This window comes from Helicobacter bilis ATCC 51630 (genome assembly GCF_000686565.1).
Taxonomy (GTDB): Bacteria; Campylobacterota; Campylobacteria; order Campylobacterales; family Helicobacteraceae; genus Helicobacter_A; species Helicobacter_A bilis.
On the sequence record NZ_JMKW01000017.1, the window covers coordinates 1 to 21,517 of the forward strand.

16 protein-coding genes and 1 pseudogene are annotated in these 21,517 nt (G+C 34.9%); 7 read left to right on the forward strand and 10 right to left on the reverse strand.

Annotated features, from left to right (window positions below; genetic code table 11):
• Positions 1 to 237, forward strand: a pseudogene (locus tag T368_RS15875) (hypothetical protein); the annotation flags it as partial.
• A gap of 243 nt (positions 238 to 480) precedes the next feature.
• On the opposite strand, the gene T368_RS0104420 reads toward T368_RS15875, so the two are convergent.
• Positions 481 to 1,215 (reverse strand): AzlC family ABC transporter permease, encoded by a 735-nt coding sequence (locus T368_RS0104420; RefSeq protein WP_004084563.1) that lies wholly within the window; start codon positions 1,213 to 1,215, stop codon positions 481 to 483.
• A 197-nt stretch (positions 1,216 to 1,412) separates the two neighbouring features.
• A complete protein-coding gene (locus tag T368_RS0104425) occupies positions 1,413 to 3,428 on the reverse strand; it encodes a nitrilase-related carbon-nitrogen hydrolase (RefSeq protein ID WP_004085814.1) in 2,016 nt (671 codons plus the stop codon).
• 206 nt (positions 3,429 to 3,634) lie between these two features.
• On the opposite strand from T368_RS0104425, the gene T368_RS0104430 reads away from it, so the two are divergent.
• Together T368_RS0104430 and ribD are read left to right on the forward strand one after the other, a co-directional pair.
• Positions 3,635 to 5,416 (forward strand): hydrogenase small subunit, encoded by a 1,782-nt coding sequence (locus T368_RS0104430; protein WP_004085812.1) that lies wholly within the window; start codon positions 3,635 to 3,637, stop codon positions 5,414 to 5,416.
• A gap of 282 nt (positions 5,417 to 5,698) precedes the next feature.
• Positions 5,699 to 6,919, forward strand: coding sequence for a bifunctional diaminohydroxyphosphoribosylaminopyrimidine deaminase/5-amino-6-(5-phosphoribosylamino)uracil reductase RibD (ribD, locus tag T368_RS13245; protein ID WP_004085811.1), 1,221 nt, complete (start codon positions 5,699 to 5,701; stop codon positions 6,917 to 6,919).
• A 211-nt stretch (positions 6,920 to 7,130) separates the two neighbouring features.
• Here the strand turns inward: ribD and glyS are convergent, their stop codons facing one another.
• Positions 7,131 to 9,209 carry a glycine--tRNA ligase subunit beta gene (gene glyS, locus T368_RS0104440; RefSeq protein WP_004085809.1) on the reverse strand — a complete coding sequence of 693 codons (2,079 nt, stop codon included), beginning with the start codon at positions 9,207 to 9,209 and terminating at the stop codon, positions 7,131 to 7,133.
• 64 nt (positions 9,210 to 9,273) lie between these two features.
• On the opposite strand from glyS, the gene T368_RS0104445 reads away from it, so the two are divergent.
• The 4 genes from T368_RS0104445 (at position 9,274) to T368_RS13250 (ending at position 13,937) form a co-directional block, all read left to right on the forward strand.
• On the forward strand, positions 9,274 to 9,927 hold the full coding sequence (locus tag T368_RS0104445) for a hypothetical protein (RefSeq protein WP_004085807.1): 654 nt from the start codon (positions 9,274 to 9,276) through the stop codon (positions 9,925 to 9,927).
• A gap of 15 nt (positions 9,928 to 9,942) precedes the next feature.
• The gene (locus tag T368_RS0104450) at positions 9,943 to 13,029 is read left to right on the forward strand and encodes a heavy metal translocating P-type ATPase (RefSeq protein ID WP_004085805.1); all 3,087 of its coding nucleotides are present in this window, start codon (positions 9,943 to 9,945) and stop codon (positions 13,027 to 13,029) included.
• A gap of 72 nt (positions 13,030 to 13,101) precedes the next feature.
• Complete coding sequence (locus tag T368_RS16300; RefSeq protein ID WP_201798967.1) at positions 13,102 to 13,359, forward strand: hypothetical protein; 258 nt, start codon at positions 13,102 to 13,104, stop codon at positions 13,357 to 13,359.
• Positions 13,308 to 13,937, forward strand: coding sequence for an FkbM family methyltransferase (locus tag T368_RS13250; protein WP_201798968.1), 630 nt, complete (start codon positions 13,308 to 13,310; stop codon positions 13,935 to 13,937). Before T368_RS16300 ends, T368_RS13250 begins: the two co-directional genes overlap by 52 nt.
• A 35-nt stretch (positions 13,938 to 13,972) precedes the next feature.
• Here T368_RS13250 and T368_RS17075 read toward each other — a convergent pair whose 3' ends face one another.
• The 7 genes from T368_RS17075 to T368_RS0104490 form a co-directional block, all read right to left on the reverse strand.
• Positions 13,973 to 14,107 carry a hypothetical protein gene (locus T368_RS17075; protein WP_272898110.1) on the reverse strand — a complete coding sequence of 45 codons (135 nt, stop codon included), beginning with the start codon at positions 14,105 to 14,107 and terminating at the stop codon, positions 13,973 to 13,975.
• Between the two features lie 467 nt (positions 14,108 to 14,574).
• The gene (locus tag T368_RS0104465) at positions 14,575 to 15,447 is read right to left on the reverse strand and encodes a DNA-processing protein DprA (protein ID WP_004085802.1); all 873 of its coding nucleotides are present in this window, start codon (positions 15,445 to 15,447) and stop codon (positions 14,575 to 14,577) included.
• 201 nt (positions 15,448 to 15,648) lie between these two features.
• On the reverse strand, positions 15,649 to 18,105 hold the full coding sequence (gene leuS, locus T368_RS0104470; RefSeq protein WP_004085801.1) for a leucine--tRNA ligase: 2,457 nt from the start codon (positions 18,103 to 18,105) through the stop codon (positions 15,649 to 15,651).
• 62 nt (positions 18,106 to 18,167) lie between these two features.
• Positions 18,168 to 18,740: a hypothetical protein gene (locus tag T368_RS0104475; RefSeq protein ID WP_004085800.1), complete on the reverse strand. Its 573-nt coding sequence runs from the start codon at positions 18,738 to 18,740 to the stop codon at positions 18,168 to 18,170.
• A 10-nt stretch (positions 18,741 to 18,750) separates the two neighbouring features.
• Positions 18,751 to 19,518, reverse strand: coding sequence for an MlaD family protein (locus T368_RS0104480; protein ID WP_004085799.1), 768 nt, complete (start codon positions 19,516 to 19,518; stop codon positions 18,751 to 18,753).
• A 9-nt stretch (positions 19,519 to 19,527) separates the two neighbouring features.
• Positions 19,528 to 20,295, reverse strand: a complete 768-nt coding sequence (locus tag T368_RS0104485; RefSeq protein WP_004085798.1) for an ABC transporter ATP-binding protein — start codon at positions 20,293 to 20,295, stop codon at positions 19,528 to 19,530.
• Positions 20,292 to 21,506 carry an MlaE family ABC transporter permease gene (locus T368_RS0104490; RefSeq protein WP_004085797.1) on the reverse strand — a complete coding sequence of 405 codons (1,215 nt, stop codon included), beginning with the start codon at positions 21,504 to 21,506 and terminating at the stop codon, positions 20,292 to 20,294. The genes T368_RS0104485 and T368_RS0104490 overlap by 4 nt, the downstream gene beginning before the upstream one ends.
• Positions 21,507 to 21,517: the final 11 nt, after the last annotated feature.

Sequence of the window (21,517 nt, forward strand, 5' to 3'; positions counted from 1 at the left end):
TATAAAAATGGGAATCTAAAAGCCAAAACGCCATGCAAAGACGATAAAGCACAAGGTATTGCAAGATTCTACAACAAAAATAATGATATGATAATGAAAGTTTTATACAAAGATGATGAGATACAATCAATAACATGCGTAAATGGCAAACAATTTACTAGCGAACAATTAGCCAGAATACAACATGCCAACAATCACATTGATGAAGCAATACAGATATACAATGAGTTATCATAAATAAGCATTAAGTTTGATACTTACTACACATAAGCCACACAATAGAAACTTGGCTTGAAACTAAGATTCTATTGATCGTGCTTTTGCTCCACAGCCCACCAGATTTCATACAGAGTTTAAAACATGCCAAACCAACAAACACGCAATAATTTGTTATAAAAGATACCTTTTTATTAATCCATGCAAAGACAATGACAAAAGCTTTAGTATATAATCACACATTTGCAAACAAACAATAAGAGATTATATGCCCCTTTTTTGCATATATTTCCTAACAATAAGCAATACACATACAATCATAACCAACGCATAAGAGAGAAAATGCTCTCTATCTAACACAAAGCAAAACAAAGTGCCAAAAACACCAATAGCAATAGGCAACATATTTTCTTTTAGTCGCATATTTTCATACAAAAGCACACAAAAAGTCGCAACCACGATAAAATCAAGCCCTTGTATATCACGGATAAAACTAATTTCATTGCCAAGTATAGTCCCACATACACAACCAGCAATCCAGTAACAATGATTAAGCAACGAGATATAAAACATTATCTTTTGATTATGGATTTGCTGTGTAGAATCTAGCATAACCTTTGCTTGAGCGCTCTTTTGCTCCTTGAGATTCAGTATCGCAAAGGTTTCATCTGTAACGCTAAATATAAGATACCATTTACGCCAACCACTAAAGCTATATCGCTTGAGACATGCTATCGCATAAAAGAATTGACGCGCATTTACACTTAGAGTAATCAACGCAATACTTACAAAGCCAACCCCACCAGCAAGCCATGCCACTGCAATATACTGCAATGCCCCAGCATAAATAATAACCGACATAAAAAGACTAATCCATGGGCTATAACCAGCATTTGCCATCATAATACCAAATACAGCACCCATCAACAGATAGGTTGCCATAATCGGCAGGCTATATGGAAAAGCCTCTTTTAAAGCTCTAATTTCACTACAAGACAATATTATCCCTTTCATACTATAAAAAACATAGTGTGCAATAATACAACAAACAAGTTGATATAGATTCTAGTTCTCTAACAAATCTGTGTGGGCTACGAAGTTTAGATCGTAATCTTAGAACTAGAATCTCTTTTGACACAGAACACATCTAGCAATACGCTACACAAAACACTAAAATTCTATAAAATCCTTAGAATCTAATCTCTGCCATTATTTGGTGTAATAATAGCCTTTGGTGTGTGGTTTGTAGAGTGGTAGATAAAGGCTTGAAAGCTTCGTGCGTAATATTTTACAATCATTTGTTGCATAAAATGTTGTGTTGATGGGTAAAACCACGCATTATTGCTTAACATGAGAATGTATTTTGCCCCCGTGTTATAGGGCAGCTCCATAGTCCCCTCATAGCAGTTTGCAATAGCCACATGTAAGCCTTGAGTGATAAAGGATATAATTTCATCACCTTTATTGAATCCAAAGCTATCGCCAAAAATCTCTTCAAAAAGCGGCGATAAAATAGCATTAAATGGTAGTGTCTCCCCAAAAGGCACAAGGGCGTTTTTATCTGCGATAAGACTATACCCTTTTGAGAAAATATAGACACTATTATAATAGCCAAAATCTTTAGTCGGCGTATTGATATAGCTAGATTCTATGGAATCAGAATCTAGTGTTTTTTCTCTTTGCTTTAAAGTATCAAGTGTGAAAAGTAATGAATGCTTTTTGTGTGTGTTTGTAGAATCTATTTTGTTGTATGTAGTTTTTGGGTTTGTTTTAGAATCTAGATTCTGTTTATTGTCATTTTGAGCCATAGGTGAAAAATCTTTGCTAGATTCCAAGCTTTTGGATGTTTCGCTTCGCTCAACATGACAAGCATTAAAATCTAGATTCTGTGTCAAGTCTGTGTTGTTTGTATCGCAATGACTAGAATCTAAAAACTTACCAAGTTCTATATTTTGCACACGCATAGCCCCAGTTACAATGGTGATATGCCTGCTTAAATCAAGCAGCTTGTGATACAGCTCTGTTTGCGTGTTTAGAATTAAAGGAAAGCTTGTTTCAGGCAGGATTATAAGTGGATAGCCTTCATCTATTGCTTGTTGTATAGCTTCTAAATTATTAGCGATTATACTTTCTCTATTTTCTTCTTCCCAACGCATATCTTGTTTGTATTGTGTTTCTATGATTTTTGCTTGTAGTTTTGGGTCTTGTCTTGTCATATCATAGTCTAAAGACATGAGTAATAATAATGGGGCAAGGAGTTGTAGGGCACTTTTTGTGATGATAAAATAACACGCAAAAGCAACGCACAAGAGACTTAAAAGTGATGCTTCAAAAACGCTATATGAGCTTAAATACGCAATATTCAACCAATTAAAATCAAGCGGATGAAGAATAAAAAGTGATGCCATAGCGATGATACGCCATACTAGATTCTGAAAATATAATAGAATCCAAAAAAACAAACCATAAATAATTCCCACGCAAATAACAATAAAAGGTATAAGCAGACTTAAACCCTCAAAGCGAAAGCTAAGTGTCATCCAATAGAATCCAAAAATCCCCGCAAAAAACCCAAACCAAAAGCGATACATTCGCGGCATGAATAAAAATATAGCAATGCTTAATGGATAGCATAAGCTAACACCTATATAAGTATTTTTATGTAGTAAAGAAAAGATTCCAACACAAAGTATTATAAACACGAGAAAAAGGGGCAATGCAGTCTCAACGAGATATTTTTTAGCGTGAATTAGGGGCTTTTTACTTAGTGTGTTATTATGAGATTCTACCTTTAAGCGTATCAATATAGCACAGATATACAGCATAAAAGTCACTAAAAAAACACAAAAGATTCCATACAAAATAGGTGGCAGAATAGATTCTAATATAAAGCACCAAAATGGCAACCAAAATAGAAAGCCAAAACATATACCCACCATTGCTTTATGTAGTATTTTTTTGAATCTTGTTTGCTTTTTTAATGTTTGTGTAGGTATTGCTTGGGTAACCCCACCTTGCATAATCCTAGAAAGCAATAATGGGGAAAAAATATAAAATGGATAGCAAAATAAAACTTGTAATAAAGAAGTAGTATGTAAATATGTAGTCGCATGTCGCAATACAAGAAAATGCTTTGTCTTACATGTTATAAAGAATGTCTTTAAAAAGTTATATATTTTGTTGTTTGTGTGTTGTTGTGAGTTTTGTGTCAAAACAAGCCTTTTATTGTTTAGTGCTATAAATGCGATATTTTATCATAAATGCAAGACTTTAGATGAAGTAATTATGGCAAACCGACTTTTAGAATCTTTTATAACGCATGAAAACCACATACAAGCTTATAGGAATTTATATCTGTAATACATGAAAGTGTGATACAATACTACGGATTCTATACCATGGATATTAGGGAGAGACAATGGCAGCATTACAAAAAGAAGAGATTGAGGCAAAGTTACAAAATCGTTTAAAAGCTCTATCACACACGACAAAAAGCACAATATTACAAAATGACTCCACAAAAGCATGGCTAAAAGAGCAACTCTCACTCATCAGTGTGCCAAAAACCATGCTTGATACTTGCGTAGAGATTCTAGAATATATGGGCGATTTAAAGGTGGTATGGCTACATTTACAAGAATGCACGGGGTGTAGTGAGAGTTTATTAAGGACAGAGACGCCTAGCTTTGAAGTCTTACTCTTTGATATATTTAAGATTGTCTATCATGATTTAGTGATGGTATCAAGCGGACATGGGGCGGTTGCTGCATTGGAGCATGCAAACTCACATGAAAAGTATGTATTGCTTGTTGAAGGCAGCATTCCTATGGGCTTTGCAAAGGATTATATCACGCTTGGGGATAGAAATGGCTATGATGAAATCTCGCATTTAATACATAATGCAGAAGCGGTATTTGCCATTGGGACATGCTCTAGCTTTGGCGGGATTCAGAGTGCGTATCCAAATCCTACAAATGGACATGCTTTAAGTGAGATTTTTGAAAGAGAGATTATCAATGTCCCGGGTTGTCCGCCAAGTGATAAAAACATTGTAGCAACACTGCTTTATTACTATTTATTTGCAGAATCTCCTAGCCTTGATACACTGAAACGACCATTATGGGCGTATAGCAAAAGTGTGCATGATTTATGCGAGAGAAAAAGTTCTTTTATGGCTGGTGATTTTGTAGAATCTTTTGATGATTCTAATATGAAAGAGGGCTATTGTCTCTATAAAGTCGGCTGTAAAGGTCCATATACTTACAATAACTGCCCGAAAGTGAAATTCAACGCAAAGACAAGCTGGCCTGTGCAAGGCGGACATGGCTGTATTGGTTGCAGTGAACCAAACTTTTGGGATAACTTTGGCAATATTGAAAAACCCTTAAGCAATAAAAGCTTTTTTACTCTTAATGAAAAGTTCATGCCAAAAATTATCCCCCTAATTCTCAAAAAGTTAGAATCTCCCATAAAAAATACGCAAGAATATATCGATTTTGCAAACACACTAAAAAGCACAAAAAGCCTGTTTATAAACTTAAATACAGATGAAAGCAGTATGCTAACTTATGAAAATAATGAATATAAATCGCTATTAACTTGCTCTATCTCACTCAATCCAAAGCTAACACTACAAGGCTATGAAAGCAAGAATAAGCAAGGAAAAAGGCTATATGCAAACTATCAAAAGATAATGAAAAATCGCTTTGAAAGTCTAATGAAGCTTAGTGATACTGAAAGAGTAAGCAAGAATATCAATGATATATTTAGCCTTTTTGGGCTGATTTTAGATGATGCTGAATTGCTTGAGAGTGAGTTAAGCATGATTAATGCGTGGTTAGAATCTAGTCTTAATGCCTTAAGTGAAAATTTTCAAGCCACACATATACTGCAACTTGCAAAAGATTTTAAATTCCCACATGTAAGTGAGCTAGGCTTTAAGTTTAAAAAAGATGATGAAGGCTTTTCGCTTGATTATACAAAGGCATTATCCATTGCTATGGCATATCGCATAGGCGGGCTAGATATGTATGGATTAGCATATAGCATGGCGTGTGATTTAGCAAATGCCTTTGTTGAGATTATAGACGCAACACATGATACTATCGTATTGCAAGGTAAGATTTTTCAGCTACCTTTTATCCAGCAAATATTCACTCAAAAACTAAAGGATAAAATGATTATTGTGCTTACTTGTTAGCTTGTGGGATATGTTTTAGAATCTAGCAATTGTGGGCAAAAGACTTACTCACACATGCAAGATGTGGTCGGAAAAATATCTAGTAGATTCTAAAAATACCGCTACATTTGTGTATGTAAAATAACAAACTGCTCTCTTAAAAGTATAGAATCTGTCAAATGTGAGTGTGAGATAAAATCTCAGTAAAATGTAAATCTTATGCGTTTATGGCGAGAATGCAATATATACATACCCTTGTTTTTAGAAAGATTTTAATCTATAATTCTAGCATGGAGTATAGATATGAAGTATGATTCAGATTCTTTTTTTATGCGTATTGCACTAGATTATGCGTGGAGTTTTCAGACATTGACACTGCCAAATCCTTGTGTTGGGTCGCTTGTGCTTTGTGATAATACAATAATTGCACTGCAAGCACACAAAAAGGCTGGCACTCCACATGCCGAAGTGCTTGCATGCAAAGAAGCATTTTTATATAAAATTACACATGATGAAGTAGCTAAAAGAGTAGTTTTAGAATCTTGTAAAAAACAGGGGTTAAATAAAGATAATACTTTATCGTATCTTATAAATACATTACAAAATATGCAAAATTCTAAACATATACATGAATTTATCACAGCTTATCATAGTGGTATATTTCATAATTGCGAATTTTTTGTAACACTGGAGCCATGCAATCATTATGGCAAAACACCACCTTGTGCAGAACTCTTAAAGACAATAGCACCAAAACGAATTATTATCGCTCATGAAGATAGCACACCAAAAGCAAGTGGCGGGGCTAACACATTGGCACATATTCCCATTACACATGGAATCTTAAGAGATGAGGCACACAAACTTCTTTTTCCTTTTTTGCAATGGCAAAAAAAGCGAAGTTTTACTCTATTTAAGATCGCACATAGACTGCATGGCGATTATAAAAATGGCATTATTAGCAATGAAGATTCTAGAATCTTTACGCATAATATGCGTTGCGTTGCTGACTACATTATCATATCTGGGGCTACTTTGAGAGATGATAATCCATTGCTTGATACGCGTTTTTCACTGCCATTTTATCAACAAGATTCTATAAATCCAAAGATTTTAATCTTAAGTAAAACTATGCAAGAAAAGGATCTCAAAAACTATAATATAGCCCATAGAAATGTATCTATTATTCGATCTGCTAGGGAGATTCCAAGTAGTGGGTTTAAGATTATTGAGGGGGGATTTGCATTTCTTAATTCATTGTTGCAAGATATAGAGACAGAGAATGCCATGCCAATTGATTGCATTATGGGTTATATTGCCCCCGCCTTTAATCTAGATGAAGATATAGTGCATAAAGCTATGATAGAGTCTAATAGAAATGAAAACAAGATTCAATACACACTGGCACATACAACTACACTGACAGATTTTTGGTTGCAAAAGATGAGTGAAATACAGACAAGTAAAATAATAGAAAGCAATGAAATGACAGCAAATATAATATATTACCTATTTATCAAATAGATACATAAAGCCTTTTCTATTTATCGTTTAGTATGCTATTGTTTTTTTATGTCTGTATATCAAGTTTCTAAAATTAGAGAGACTTAATGTGTCTTTTGTATCGTTTAAACCTTTTGTGATCGAATAGGGCTAAGAATCTAAGATGATTTTCCCTTGATTTTGGAATTGAGCTTTAGATTTGCTGGTGCTAAAATCACAACAGATTCTAAATCTACACCGCGATTTCACGCATGTCGCCAAATTCCATAAATGCCTTAAATACAAGTGTGATTAAGCCAATGCGATTTTGCTTTAACTCTGCATTATCAGTCATTATTAAGACATTATCAAATACAGAATCTAAATCATCTTTAAGTGAAAATAGGCTCTCTATCTGTGCTAAATACGATTCAGAATCTAGAGTATTGTTTGTAATTTCTATTTTCTTGTTGTTTGTATATGCCATGAGATTATTATAAAGTTTTGTCTCACTCTCTTCAAATAGGCTTGTGTTTAGTGTTATATCTTTAGTGAGATTCTCGTTATCTAGGATATTTGCTACGCGTTTGAAAGTGCCTATCACAGATTTGATATCCACGCTTTCAAAATATGAAGCAAGGGCTAGAATCTTATCAAAGCTTTGTGTGATGCCAAATCCCATAAGTAGCACACAACGCACAATGCTAGGATTTACGCCCGGAAAGATTCCATATATTCTCTCCATCATAAAGTCTATAAGCATATTTTGCTTTGCGTTGCTATAATCTTTACCTGCTAGATTACATATCTCTTTTATGCTTAAGTCAAAGCCAAATTGATGTGCGATTTTTAGAATCGCCGTAGCTTGTCGTCTTAGTGCAAAGGGGTCTTTTGAGCCACTTGGAATCTTATTGATATTAAAGAGTGTGAAAATGGTATCAAGCTTATTTGCCATATTTACAAGTGCGCTGATTTTGCTGCTAGGCAAAGTTGCTTGTATGCCATTTGGTAGATACTGCTCTCTTATTGCAAGGCAGACTTCAGATTCCATGCCACAATCTTTTGCAAAGTATGATCCCATAATGCCTTGTAACTCGGGGAATTCCCCCACACTTTGGGATAATAAATCGCATTTTGCATATTTCAGGGCTTGTATTACAAGGGCTTTTTCATTTTCACTGCATTCTATTTGCTTTGTGTTAAGCAAGGCTATGAGGCTATTTGCCATGTTTTGCTCTCGTAGTATCTTATCTGCAAGGCTTCCAGCCCCCTCCATAAAGCTAATAGAATCTAGACTTCCAAACTCCATTTTAGAATCTATATCTTGTGTGTAGAAAAACATAGCATCTTCAAGCCTTGCTCTTAATACCTTTTCATTCCCCTTTGTAATAAGTGAGAAATCACCGCCAAAAGAATTACTCACAACTACAAAGCCATGAAAAAGTTCTGAATCTTTATATACCGCAAAATATCTTTGATTCTCTTTCATAGAAGTTATAATCATCTCTTTTGGAATCTTTAAAAATTTCTCATCAAAGATTCCTAGCATTGCATGTGGATATTCTGTAATCGCTACTATCTCTTGCAATAAGTCTGTATCAATCTCTACTTTTATATTATGTTTATTTTCAAGCTCTTTTATCTCTTGTAGTATTAAGTCTTTACGCTTATCTTGGTCTAGTATCACGCCATTTTGTGAGAGAAAATCAAGGTAAGATTCTATGCTTGTAGCATAATGACTTTTTTGTTCTCCATTTGTATCTTTTGCTTGTCTATGTGCAAAAATAAGATTGTTTCCTTGTATATTATAAGCATTGCAAGGGATATTTTTATTATCTAGCATAATGCAAATATTTCGTATTGGTCGTATAAAGCTATCCTTGCAATCACCCCAACGCATACTCTTACCAAAATGCAGTGAATGAAGCAGGGTGATTACCATAGATTCTAAAAGATTACTTGATTCTATCCCTTTTACTTCTTTTTCATAAAATAGCACTTCCTTATTATCTTTAGTCGCTGTTTTTACCATATCTTTGGTGATATTATTTTTTTGCAAAAAGCTTTGCATTGCCTTTGTGGGATTATTATTAGAATCATAGGCAATAGCAAGTGGTGGTCCATAGGATTGTGTCTTTGTGTCAGGTTGTTTTAATGCAAAATCTTTATGGATAAAGCTTAGTCTTCGCGGTGTGTAGAAAAAGTCAAAATGAGATTCAAGATAATTATCTTTTAGTATCTTTTTCCAATTTTCTTTGATATTACTTAGATTTTTTAAAAGTGGAATTGCGGGTAATTCTTCTGTGAAAATTTCAATAAATAATTCTGTCATTATACTCATGCCTTTTTAAATTGATTGTATAATTTTAGCAAATAAAAGTGAAAAAGGCTAAAAGGTGCAAAGAATATTTATCACTACGATTTGGTGCTATGCTATCTCTGTGCTATTGTGTCAGAATCTAGTCGCCCAAGAAAAAATTGCCATAAAGATAGAAGGCACTTGTGTCGCATTGCAAGACTTTACTAAAGAGCAAAAAGATGTATTAATGTATGCTTATTATTATGGTAGAGATCATGGCTTTGGCTATCTTATGGCAGCAATCGCATGGAAAGAATCGTGTGCGGGGGAGTATTTGTTGAATTTCTCTGATCCATCTGCTGGGATATACCACGCGCATATTCCTAATGTGATTAGAAAATATACAAGCTATCAAGATTCTTCGTTTTTGCGTAATGTTGTAGGGCAAATGCTTATTTCTGATCCTATGTTTGCATCATCTATCGCACTAGATAATCTTAGATATTGGCATAAAGTCCATAAGGGCGATTTACACAAAATCATAAAGTCTTATAACAAAGGCTTTGCGTGGAGAAATAGAGAGAATGTAAATAGACAAGCCCAAGCCTATTATATAGATATTATGCGAAAGATAAATGAGCTTGAAGTCTTTATCCCGCAATATATTCATACCTATAAATTGCATACGCCTTATAGAGATTTTAAAGTAAAGTTTGATGGGAAGAAAGGGAAAGAAACACAAGCTAAGTAGTTTGAAAGGAAAAGTATGAACTTTAGTCAAACAGATAACTCACAAAAACAAACACCACTATCACCGCCGATAAATCACACATTAGCAAAAAATAGAGAATCTATAAGCATAGATTCTACTTGTCATGTTGAGCGAAGCGAAACATCAAAGATTCTAGAATCTATACGACTCTCCATCTCTGGTATGCGTTGTGCGAGCTGCTCTGCGAGTATTGAAAATGAGTTGAGAAAAAAAGAGGGCATAAAAGAAGCAAATGTATATATCCTAAATAACACAGCAGTAATAAAGTTTGATAAAGAAACTTGCGATATAGATTCCATAATATCATGTATAGAATCTTTGGGTTTTAAAGCTAAACCTGCCCCAAAGTCTAGCTTTACTTTAGCAAATAACAAAAATCAAGCAAATACAAACTTTAGTCTAAAATCATTACATACAACTTCTAGCCCCACTTTCAATATGCTAAAAGATTCTAATCCGCTTGAGTGTGCCACTGAATCTAAATCGCAAAAAATAGAGAATACAAAACCTACACAAAACAACACAATAGAATCTAATCTCTATGATACTAAAAAACATGAAGTAACTTGTATAGAATCTGAATCTAAAAACACAGATTCTGTCTGTCATGTTGAGCGAAGCGAAACATCTAAAACAATGGATAATTTAGATTCTACAATTCATACAAACAATGATATAGAATCTAGTAAAGATATTTCGCCTTTTTCAAAGGCTCAATATGACAAGATTCTAGATTCTACACTAACAAACCACGCAAACAAAAACACAAATTCTAGTAATTGCTCTATGGCTTTGGAGGCTTTGAGTGAATTAGAGGGTGGGAGTTATCTAAGCGATAATGACTGCCCCTCTAATTCACTCAATCGTTCAAATTGTATAGACAAGGGCGAATTTTTACAGAATACAGAATCTACAAAAAATACCAATAAAAACACTGCGGAAGTATCTTGCAATGATTTTGTGGGTTATCAAGGTGAGGGCGAAGGGAGTGTATATAAAATACATGACCAAGCCCTCGCCGCAGATTCCCGCAAAAGAATGCAAGAGACACCGCAGCAAAACATTCTACAAAAAATAAATCACTACATAGAACACACCCTTTTAAACGATAAAAGGCGATTAATCTTTAGCATTATCCTATCCCTAGTGATAGTGTATATAAGTATGCTGCATGATATGTTTAGCCTCCCCTTGCCGCAAATCCTGCATAATCCTATACATAATGGCTTGACACAGCTTTTTATCACGCTTTGTGTTATGCACTTTGGGCGGAGTATATATTTTCATGGATTAAAAGCGTTATTTGCCCTGCGACCTAATATGGATTCACTTGTGAGTGTGGGGAGTTTATCAGGCTTTTTGTATAGCTGCTTTAGCTTAGCACAAATGCTAAAAGGCATAGAGAATCATTTATATTTTGAGAGTGTTTGTGTGATTTTAAACTTTGTTATGCTTGGGAAATTTATAGAAGAAAACGCAAAAAATAAAGCTATAAATAACGCAAAATCTCTACTGCAAAGACAAAGTGAGATTGCCCTAAAAATCATAAATCCACACGATATAGCCGCCCTAAAGACTGAAGAAATCTCACCATATAATCTTCAAATAGGCGATTATATACACATACTGCCACACAGCTTTATCCCCATAGATTCTATACTTTATTCAAATGAATCTCATATCGATGAGAGTATGTTAAGCGGTGAGAGTATCCCTATTAAAAAGGAAAAAGGTATGCAGCTTTTTGCAGGGACGCTAAATCTTGATACGCCCATAATTGCTTGTGTTAGCCATACTTTAAGTGATTCTAAAATCAGCAAAATGCAAAGCCTATTAGAGCAAACCCTTGAAAGCAAAGCAAATATCGCAAAACTTGCAGATAGAATCTCACTCATTTTTGTCCCGCTTGTCATGCTTCTTGCTACTTGTAGTGGAATCTTTTGGTTTATATATGAGGGCTTAGAGAGTGCTATGCTATATTTTTCCAGCACACTTCTTATATCTTGCCCTTGTGCCTTAGGACTCGCCACGCCAATGGCAATACTCTTTGCAAACGCTAGGGCAAATCACTTTGGAATCTTTTTTAAAAACGCACAAAGCCTTGAAAGTCTAAGCAAAACAGACTATGTAGTCTTTGATAAAACAGGCACTTTAACGAAAAGGGATTTTAGTCTGCATAGCATATTCTTACAGGAAAATATAAGTGAAAACGAGCTATTACGCATTGCCTCTTCTATTGAAATTTCAAGCAATCATATTATCGCTAAAGCAATTTGTGAGAGTTTTCATAATAAATCTAGTGATACGCAACTCTATAAACAGCTAGATTCTAAACACTACATGAACGCAGGGATAGAATCTAAACTGCTTATAGATTCTAAAGAGAGAGTGTTTTTGATTGGAAATGCGAGACTTTTAAAGGATAGGGCAGGGCTATCTGTTGAGACAGATTCTATAAAAGGCTGTGTTTGCGTGTATATCGCTGAGATTATGCAGGATAGGGCGATTTTACTAGGGCGTATATATCTAGCAGAAGCATTAAAGCCATACGCACAAGAGATGATAGCTATGCTTAAAACAGGCGGTTTTCAATGTGAGATTCTAAGCGGGGATATGAAAGAAAATGTGAGCTATATCGCTGATATTTTAGGCATTCCTTACAAGGCAGAGTGTCTGCCAGAAGATAAAATGCGATATATAGAATCTCTGCAAGAAAAAGGGCATAAAGTGATTATGATAGGCGATGGGGCAAACGACTCTATTGCGATAGCAAAGGCTGATCTTTCACTCGTTATGGCAAGTGGGAGTGAAGTAAGTATTGAGTATGGCAATATTATCTATTTTAGAGATGATTTACTAGGCATTGTGGAAGCACTGCATTTAGGTAGAAAAACACTACATAATATCAAACAGAATCTAGGCTTTGCATTTTTATACAATATCATTTGCATACCCATTGCTATGGGAATATTTAGTCCTTTTGGAGTTATGCTAAATCCAATGCTTGCAAGTCTTGCTATGAGCCTTAGCTCTATTAGTGTTGTAGGCAATGCAAGTAGATTGTATGGGGTTTGGAGATAGCAGAATCTATTTTTAGATTAATATAGTATAATTTTATTTACTATTATTTAATTATTGTTTAAGGGAGATTCTATGTTTCATAAGTTTTATTCAATGCGTAAGCACACAAAGATACTTAATCGCTCACTTAATGCCTTGGGTATTGGCTCTGGTGGAGAAGTCTTTGATAGCGGGGAAGAGATAGCTTTTAATATCTTGCTGAAAAATTCATATTTTAGCAATAAGACCTCATTTTGTATTTTTGATGCAGGTGCAAATGTGGGCAAATACACAACATTGTGTTTGCGACATATGGGGGGGGGCAAACCTCTCAAAATAAGAATACGCTAGATTTTAAAATCCATTGTTTTGAGCCATCGCACTATACTTTTGAAAAACTCTTACAAACACATAGCAATAACGAAAAAGTAATTCTTAATAATTTTGGTTTATCAAATGCTGAAACCAAAGCAACCCTATATTCAAATGCCGATGGTTCTGGTCTCGCAAGTCTTACAAAAAGACGACTCGATCATTTTAATATTGACTTTAACAAAACAGAGCAAATTCAACTTAGCACACTTGATACATATTGCAAAACACAAAACATCTCGCACATAGACTTATTGAAGCTTGATGTGGAGGGACACGAGCTTGATGTATTAGATGGTGCGAAAGTTATGTTTGCAAACAAAGCTATTGATATGGTTACTTTTGAGTTTGGTGGTTGTAATATTGACACACGCACATTTTTTCAGGATTTTTGGTATTTCTTTAGTAAAAATGATATGGCAATTTATAGAATCTTGCCTAATGCGACTTTATATCACATTGATAGTTACAGGGAAACCGATGAGCAGTTTATCACTACAAACTATATTGCAATTACAAAGAAATGCAAGATTGATAAAGACATGTTGGCAAGATAGTATAATAGACATTTAAGATTCTCATTACTGAAACATCAATAAACTATCTTAGCATATAATAGAATCTTTCCTTGCTTAACATTATTACTTAAGCAAAGCACTTGCATAAAAGATTCTAAAATCACTGCATTTTTACGGGGGGGGGGGGTAGGCACCATAGTGTTGCACATTATTGAAACTTACAAGAAAATAAGCAAAATCTTATACTAGAGAGTATAGCTTTCTCAATATGCTTTATCGCATCTAGGACAAAATGTGTCACACTTTGCTAAATATACGCTCTTTTGAGTTTGACATTAAGGAAGTTTATAAAGTCTTGTTGCTTGTGAAATTTTGTGTTCTTGTTTCTAGCCCTTGTTTTTTGTTAGGTTTTTATCTTTGTCTTTTAGTGTTTGGAACTTTCATCGGCAATCAAAGATTCTATAGTTGGTTCTTGATTTTTCTGTGGTGATTGCAATATGGCCAAACTCAGCATTGTCATAAAACTTGCGATCATTGTTTTGAATACTTTGTAGGAACAACTCGGCGATAATGATAGTAAATAATTGCTCGATCATCTAGCTATGTATGGAAATTAGGATTCGATTCTATTATTTAAGCCCTTGCTTAGTTAAAACCGCATTTTGCTTAGCATATATTAGCAAGGCACAATATATAAACCATTGCGTTTAATCTTACCCTCTAGTTCATACGCAAAGACTAAATCTCCAAAAAGTTTTAAGGCATCTTCAAACAATCCATTATTGTATGCAAACTCTAAGAGCGGGTCTTTTATCTCTTGCATATAGGCGATATTGTGAATCTCACAGACATTTGTTACAAAAGATTCTATATCATAGATACATTGTGCCTTCTGTGCGTGTAGCAACTCTTGTGTGCCGCGACTTTCATGCAATCTATGGGGCAATACAAAAAGGGGCTTTTGCAGGGTTATGGCTAGATTTGCCGATGAGCTTGAGCCACTTTTTATATCTGCTTGGGGTATGATTATGATATCACTCCATGCAATTATCAAGCGATTTCTCTCTAAAAATGTATGCTTCATGGGCTTATAGGTGCCGCTATATTCGCTTAAAACTAGTCCATTTTGTGCTAGATTATTAATCAAAGTAGCATTTTCTTTAGGATAGATTGCATCAATACCGCAGGGCAAAATAAGAATGGCATTATTATTCGCGTTTAAATGTGCGATAGAATCAATGCCAATAGCCCCACCACTAACGATTACAAAGCCTTTTTGTGAAAGCGTGTTTGCTAGTTGTGTAGTCATTTGTTTTGCATATTGATTTGGCGATCTTGTGCCAATGATGGCTACTTTTGGCTTTTTGAGTAGGGATAGATTCCCACGCACAAAGACTCCATTAAATGCTTTGTATAAATGTTTGCTTTTGAGATTATTTTCTTTTGCCTTATGTATTAAATCGTCAAGTAAAGCGATTTTATCCATTGAGAGATATTTGGCTAACGCACTAGATTCTAAAAATTCACTTTGAGTGATGATTGTGTGCATAAATGTCCTTTTGCGGGGATTGTAAATTCTTGCTAGCTTACAAATACAGGCATACAATAATGAAGCCACAAACAAAAATCCGTAGAAATCCTTGTAGAATTATGCAAACCATAGATAAAAAAACTTTTTTTAGAATCTAAATGTTTTTGGGTTACATAATATTCTGCCTTGTCTCATATGATGACTTATTAGAATCTAACCCTACACCACAAAATTGACTAATTTGTTCGGCACGAAGATTTCTTTTTTAATCTCACTTGTAAGCCATTTTTCTGCTACGCTTTTAGCAGCATTGATGACTTCTTCCTTTGTGGCATTTGTAGGCATCATAACTTCAGCGCGTTTCTTTCCATTAACGCTAATTGCATAGGTGATTTCATCTTGCTTGAAAGCATCTTTATCAATCTCAATAGGTGCAAAATTTGCGAGATTAAACAACTCTTGACTAAGCTCACTTGCAATATGCGGGATAAAATTCTCTAAAATATGAAGCAATATAAAATAGCCCTCTGTGAAAACTAAATCATTATCTTGTGCAGACAAAGCATTATGTGCTTCCATACACGCAGCAATTACGACATTAAATGGATAGCCCTCAATCTTTTTATTAAATATATTTTGCTGTTTTTGCAGGGCTTCATATACTTTTAGTCTTGCGTTTTTGGAATCTTTACTTAGATTCTGTGTGTCTATTTTTGGTAATGTCTCGCACTTTTTCACACGCACTTTTCTATCAATGAGACGGCAAATAAATTTATAGCACCCAACCACACTATTATCATTCCAATCAAGCGCATAGCTAGATGGTGCAGCAAAAAGGATAAATAATCTTGCAGTATCTGCTCCATAAGATTCTATAATATGTCGCGGCTCTACTACATTGCCTAGACTTTTTGACATTTTCACTCCATCTTTTAGCACCATGCCTTGCGTGAGTAAATGTGAGAAAGGCTCACTAAAGCTAATATAGCCTAGATCTCGTAGCATTTTGGTATAGAATCTCGCGTATAAAAGGTGTAAAATCGCATGCTCAATTCCACCGATATACTCATCTACCTCCATAAAATATTGCAGAGATTCCGCACAAAAGGCTTTGTCTTTACGCAATTCCTTTGGTGTTGTGTAATGCAGGAAATACCAGCTAGATTCTACAAAAGTATCCATTGTATCAGTCTCTCTTATAGAATCTGTATTGCATTTGGGGCATTTTGTATATTTCCAAGTTGCATGTTTTTCAAGTGGATTGCCTTCCCCTGTTATCTCAATATCATTTGGTAATTCAACGGGCAGAACATTAGATTCTACCACGCCACATTGTGGGCAGTGGATAAGTGGTATAGGTGTCCCCCAATAGCGTTGGCGTGATATGCCCCAATCTCTTAGTTTATAGTTTGTAGTCTTTTTGCCTATGCCTTTTTCTTCAAAAAGGGCGATGATTTTCTCCCTTGCTTCCTTGCTATTTAGCCCTGAGAATTTATCACTATTACACAAGATTCCATCTTCTGTATTTGGCTTATGTATGCCATCATTTTCGCCCTTTGCTTCTATGACGGGCAGTAAGGCTAGATTATATTTTTTTGCAAACTCAAAATCCCTTTCATCATGGCTTGGCACACTCATAACCGCCCCGCTTCCATAACTCATAAGCACAAAGTTGCTAATCCATACGGGAATCTTTTTCTGTGTGAGTGGGTGCAGGACAAAAATGGGGAGAGATATGCCTATTTTATCAGCTTTTGATCGCTCTTTTTCAGCTTGATTGCGGATATTTTTGATTATTTCTATATCATTTTTTGCTAATACATTTTTTTCAATAAGACAATCGACTATGCTATGTTCCGGTGCGATGACACAATAGCTCACACCATAGATTGTATCAGCCCTTGTGGTATAAACATCTAGTGTGTTGATTTTATTATCTAGCAGATTTTTAGAATCTTGGCATAACTCAAATGAAAAAGATAAGCCGCTAGACTTCCCTATCCAATTTCTTTGCATGCTTAAGACTTGTGAGGGCCATTTACCCTCTAAAGATTCTAAATCATTGAGTAACTCTTCTGCATAATCTGTGATTTTAAGATAGTATTGATACATTTCTTTTTGCACCACAGGGGTATCACAACGCCAACATTTACCATCGATAACTTGCTCGTTAGCTAACACGGTTAAATCATTTGGACACCAATTAAGAAAGGCTTTTTTGCGATAGACTAAGCCTTTTTGCCATGCTTTTATGAAAAACTCTTGCTCATATTTGCTATATATTGGATCACAAGTCTCTAAAACTCTTTCTTTTGAAAAGCTTAATCCCATAGTTTGTAATTCTTTTAGCATAACCTCCATATTGCTATAAGTCCAATCTTTTGGGTGGATTTTATGCTTTATAGCGGCATTTTCAGCGGGCATACCAAAGGCATCAAAGCCGATTGGGTGCAATACATTATAACCATACATGCGATAATATCTGGCCATCGCATCGCCTATGCAGTAGTTTCGCACATGTCCCATGTGGATTGCCCCGCTTGGATATGGAAACATTGAGAGAATGTATTTTTTAGGTTTTGAAAAGTCGTTGCTTGGCTCAAATACGCCACTTTCTTGCCATATTTTCTGCCATTTAGATTCTATTGCGGCTGGATTATAGTTTTCATGTGTCATTTATGAATCCTTCAAAAATAATTGCAATTTTATTGTTATTTATTAAATACTTTTTTAAAATGCTATTTCTTTATCTCTTTAGCGATTTTTTGTAGTGCTTCATTCATAGCATGTTGCAGGGTGATGGCTGGATTTTCTCCCCTTGCAGAGGTTGTTATACTACCTTCTTTTATGCGTTTCATATCATAGCCCAAAAGCTCATAAGTAAGATATACACGCCCTTCATAATCATTTGTGCCTTTTACATATAAGTCATTAATACTAATTCGCAAAGTATTTAGCCGCTGACTTAAAGGTGGATTCTGATCTATTTGTAAGCAATGATTTGACGCAATCTTTATGAAAGCATTTCTTGTCATATTCTTTGGTAAATCAATCCATTTATAATTTGGCAATACCTTAATCTCATTTTTCTCATTATAGAGTAAAATATCCTTGCTATCATAGGGTGAGAGGGCATTCACTTGTAAAGCAAAGCTATCTTGCTTCTTTTTGCATTGATTTTCTAATTCTACATTATCAAGGCTATAAAAAGTCTGGTCTGGCAGGACTGACTTTAGATTCACATTTAAGCAACCTTGTAGTAAGGCTACAACTAAGATGATATAGAATCCTTGCATAAGATTTAATCGCATATTTACTCCTTTAGTTTCGTTTTCCAAGTAGTGTTTCATAAGGGTCTCGCTCCATTCTATCCATAAACAGACTTGCTTTCTCAAGGAAAGAATTTAGCGTTTGCAAACTATATCCGCTTTTATTGATAAGTGGTGTTAGAATCTCTTTCACATTAAAATCACCGCGTAATAATGCCCTATCTAAATCTCTTAAAAGCTTATCTGCACTATTTAGAGTCTTATCAAGATTCTGTTTTGTGCCCTCCAGTGAAATAAGCATATTGCGTATGTCTTCAATGTTTTTGCTATCTGTGATATTTTTTACATTACTTACAATATCTTGTATATCATTTGTCATGCCTTGTGCATTTTCTAGCAATTTACCAATGGCATTTTTTGCTAGATAGAGTGTGGCTTCATCTTCATCTTTAATGATATTTCCTTTTTCATTTTGTTTTAGTTTTAGATAGCTCATACCCACAAATCCATCAGAATCTATCACTAGCTCAGACCCTTCTCTTACAGGTATTTTTTTATTAATAGCAACATCAATTTGCACAACACCTACATCATCTTTTTTAAATCCCATGTGAGTTACACTTCCCACACTAATGCCTTTATATTTTACAGGTGTATTGACACTAATGCCCCCTACCTCATCTTGCGTATAGACATGATAAATCTTTACTCTTCTATCATCAATGCCAAAGCGACCAATCCAAAAGATAAATGCAATCATTGCAATCGTTAAGATACAAAAAATAAGCCCAATAAGTGTATAATTAATATTTCTCTCCATACAAATCCTTTATTTATATTTCCAATATTTCTCACCACGCGTAGAATGAAAAAGGCTATTTTGATGCAAACCATTATTTGCTTCTTTTGCAAACTCGTCTAGTGTGCCGCTAAATTCAATCTTTTTATTACCAAGCAAGATAAATCTATCAGTTACATCTTTTATACTATCTAAATCATGTGTAATCATAACTATCGTTACGCCAAACTTCTCTTTTAAAGAAGCAATTAAATCATCAAATTTACATGCACTAGCAGGATCTAGCCCACTTGTTGGCTCATCTAAGAATAGAATCTCAGGTTCTGTGCATAATGCCCTAGCTAGTGCCACTCTTTTTTTCATACCGCCGCTTAATTCATTCACATATTTATTGCATACACTTAAATCAAGCCCTACATTATGTAGCCAAAACTTTGCTATTTCAGGATATAGGTTTGATGGAAAATATGAGTATTCTTCAAGCAGACTTGTTACATTTTCAAGCACATTTAAAGAGCTAAAGAGAGCGCCAAACTGAAATACAACGCCCATTTTTTGCATAATAGTATGCTTTTTAGAATCTTTTAACTTCCAAATATCAGTATTAAGGATATTAATACTCCCAGAAGTTGGTCTATGCAAGAATATAAGCGTATGTAAAAGTGTCGTTTTACCACTTCCACTGCCACCAAGTATAGAGAAAATTTCCCCCTTTTTCACATGAAAGCTTATAGAATCATGTATCAGCGTATTGCCATAATGTGTAGTGAGATTATTAACTTCAACGATATTACTCATAGATTATACCTTGTGAAAATGAAAGAGAAAATCGCATTTGCCATGATAATCCAAAATATCGCATTCACAACACTCATGGTTGTCATTTTACCAATAGATTGTGTATCACCCCTGCATTCCAACCCACGAAAGCACCCAACAATGCCAATAATCGCACCAAATACAGGGGCTTTTACCACGCCTATCCAAAAATGCGTAATCGACACCGTTTCATAGAATCTTTCTAAATAAGTCTCAAAGCCAATATTAATGCTTGTCTTAATCGCTACCATACCACCAAAAAGTGCAATCGCATCAGCAGCAAATACCATTAAAGGCATAACGATAATAAGGGCTAAGATTCTAGGGATAATGAGAAAATAGAATATATTAAGATTCATAGCTTTCATAGCAGATAACTCTTCTGTAAGTCGCATAGACCCAAGCTGTGCGGTAAAGCTTGATGCACTTCTACCAGCAATCACTAAGGCAAGGATAAATGGTCCCATCTCACGCAAAGCAAGCTTTGCAGTCGTATCAACACTCATAATTGGCACACCCATAGAGTTTAGCTGATATGCCCCTTGCAGTGTGATTGCATAGCCGATAATAAGTGAGGTCATAAGCCCAACAGGCAACGCCTTAAAGCCTTGCTCATAGATATGATAAATAAGGGATTTAAAACGAAAATTTGATGGTTTTAAACAACCAAGCATAAAGAAATGTAAAAACATACCCATGAAGTTAAAAAACGATAAAGCGGTTTGATAAAAACTAACACACCACTGCCCTATAAAGCTAAAAAAGCTAGAAAAAATATTAAGCCTTTTTGGTCTATATGGCGTGCTTAATACTTCTTTCATTATAGCATTGTCATTATTTTCTATGGCGTTATAGACTTCACCATTAAGAAGCAGTGTGTAACGCTCTGATAAGAGAAAAGAGGTAAGACGCGTAGTCTGCATACTATCAACATAGATATACACATCTTCTATTTGACTAGATTCTAAAGTATTACGCAAAAGTAGCATGAAGATAATGCCAACCCTTGCATTTTGAAATACAATGTGAATATCGCCTGTGTATTTTTGCACTTGAGCGCGCAAGGCAGTAATGTAGGCTTGCTGCACGAAGCTATCCCAATGCCCCTCGATAATAATAGCATTTGAAGGTGGCTTTATAGTATTAAAACGCGCACATATCGTTTTACTCTCATCATCTGAAACAAACAAAAGTTATCCTT

Bases quoted from the DNA above. Each gene is read 5' to 3' on its own strand.
- T368_RS0104475 (WP_004085800.1), bottom strand. From the start codon at position 18,740: ATGCGATTAAATCTTATGCAAGGATTCTATATCATCTTAGTTGTAGCC.
- T368_RS17075 (WP_272898110.1), bottom strand. From the start codon at position 14,107: ATGTGCAACACTATGGTGCCTACCCCCCCCCCCCGTAAAAATGCAGTG.
- leuS (WP_004085801.1), bottom strand. From the start codon at position 18,105: ATGACACATGAAAACTATAATCCAGCCGCAATAGAATCTAAATGGCAG.
- glyS (WP_004085809.1), bottom strand. From the start codon at position 9,209: ATGACAGAATTATTTATTGAAATTTTCACAGAAGAATTACCCGCAATT.
- T368_RS0104430 (WP_004085812.1), top strand. From the start codon at position 3,635: ATGGCAGCATTACAAAAAGAAGAGATTGAGGCAAAGTTACAAAATCGT.
- T368_RS16300 (WP_201798967.1), top strand. From the start codon at position 13,102: ATGTTTCATAAGTTTTATTCAATGCGTAAGCACACAAAGATACTTAAT.
- T368_RS0104465 (WP_004085802.1), bottom strand. From the start codon at position 15,447: ATGCACACAATCATCACTCAAAGTGAATTTTTAGAATCTAGTGCGTTA.
- T368_RS0104450 (WP_004085805.1), top strand. From the start codon at position 9,943: ATGAACTTTAGTCAAACAGATAACTCACAAAAACAAACACCACTATCA.
- ribD (WP_004085811.1), top strand. From the start codon at position 5,699: ATGAAGTATGATTCAGATTCTTTTTTTATGCGTATTGCACTAGATTAT.
- T368_RS0104485 (WP_004085798.1), bottom strand. From the start codon at position 20,295: ATGAGTAATATCGTTGAAGTTAATAATCTCACTACACATTATGGCAAT.
- T368_RS0104480 (WP_004085799.1), bottom strand. From the start codon at position 19,518: ATGGAGAGAAATATTAATTATACACTTATTGGGCTTATTTTTTGTATC.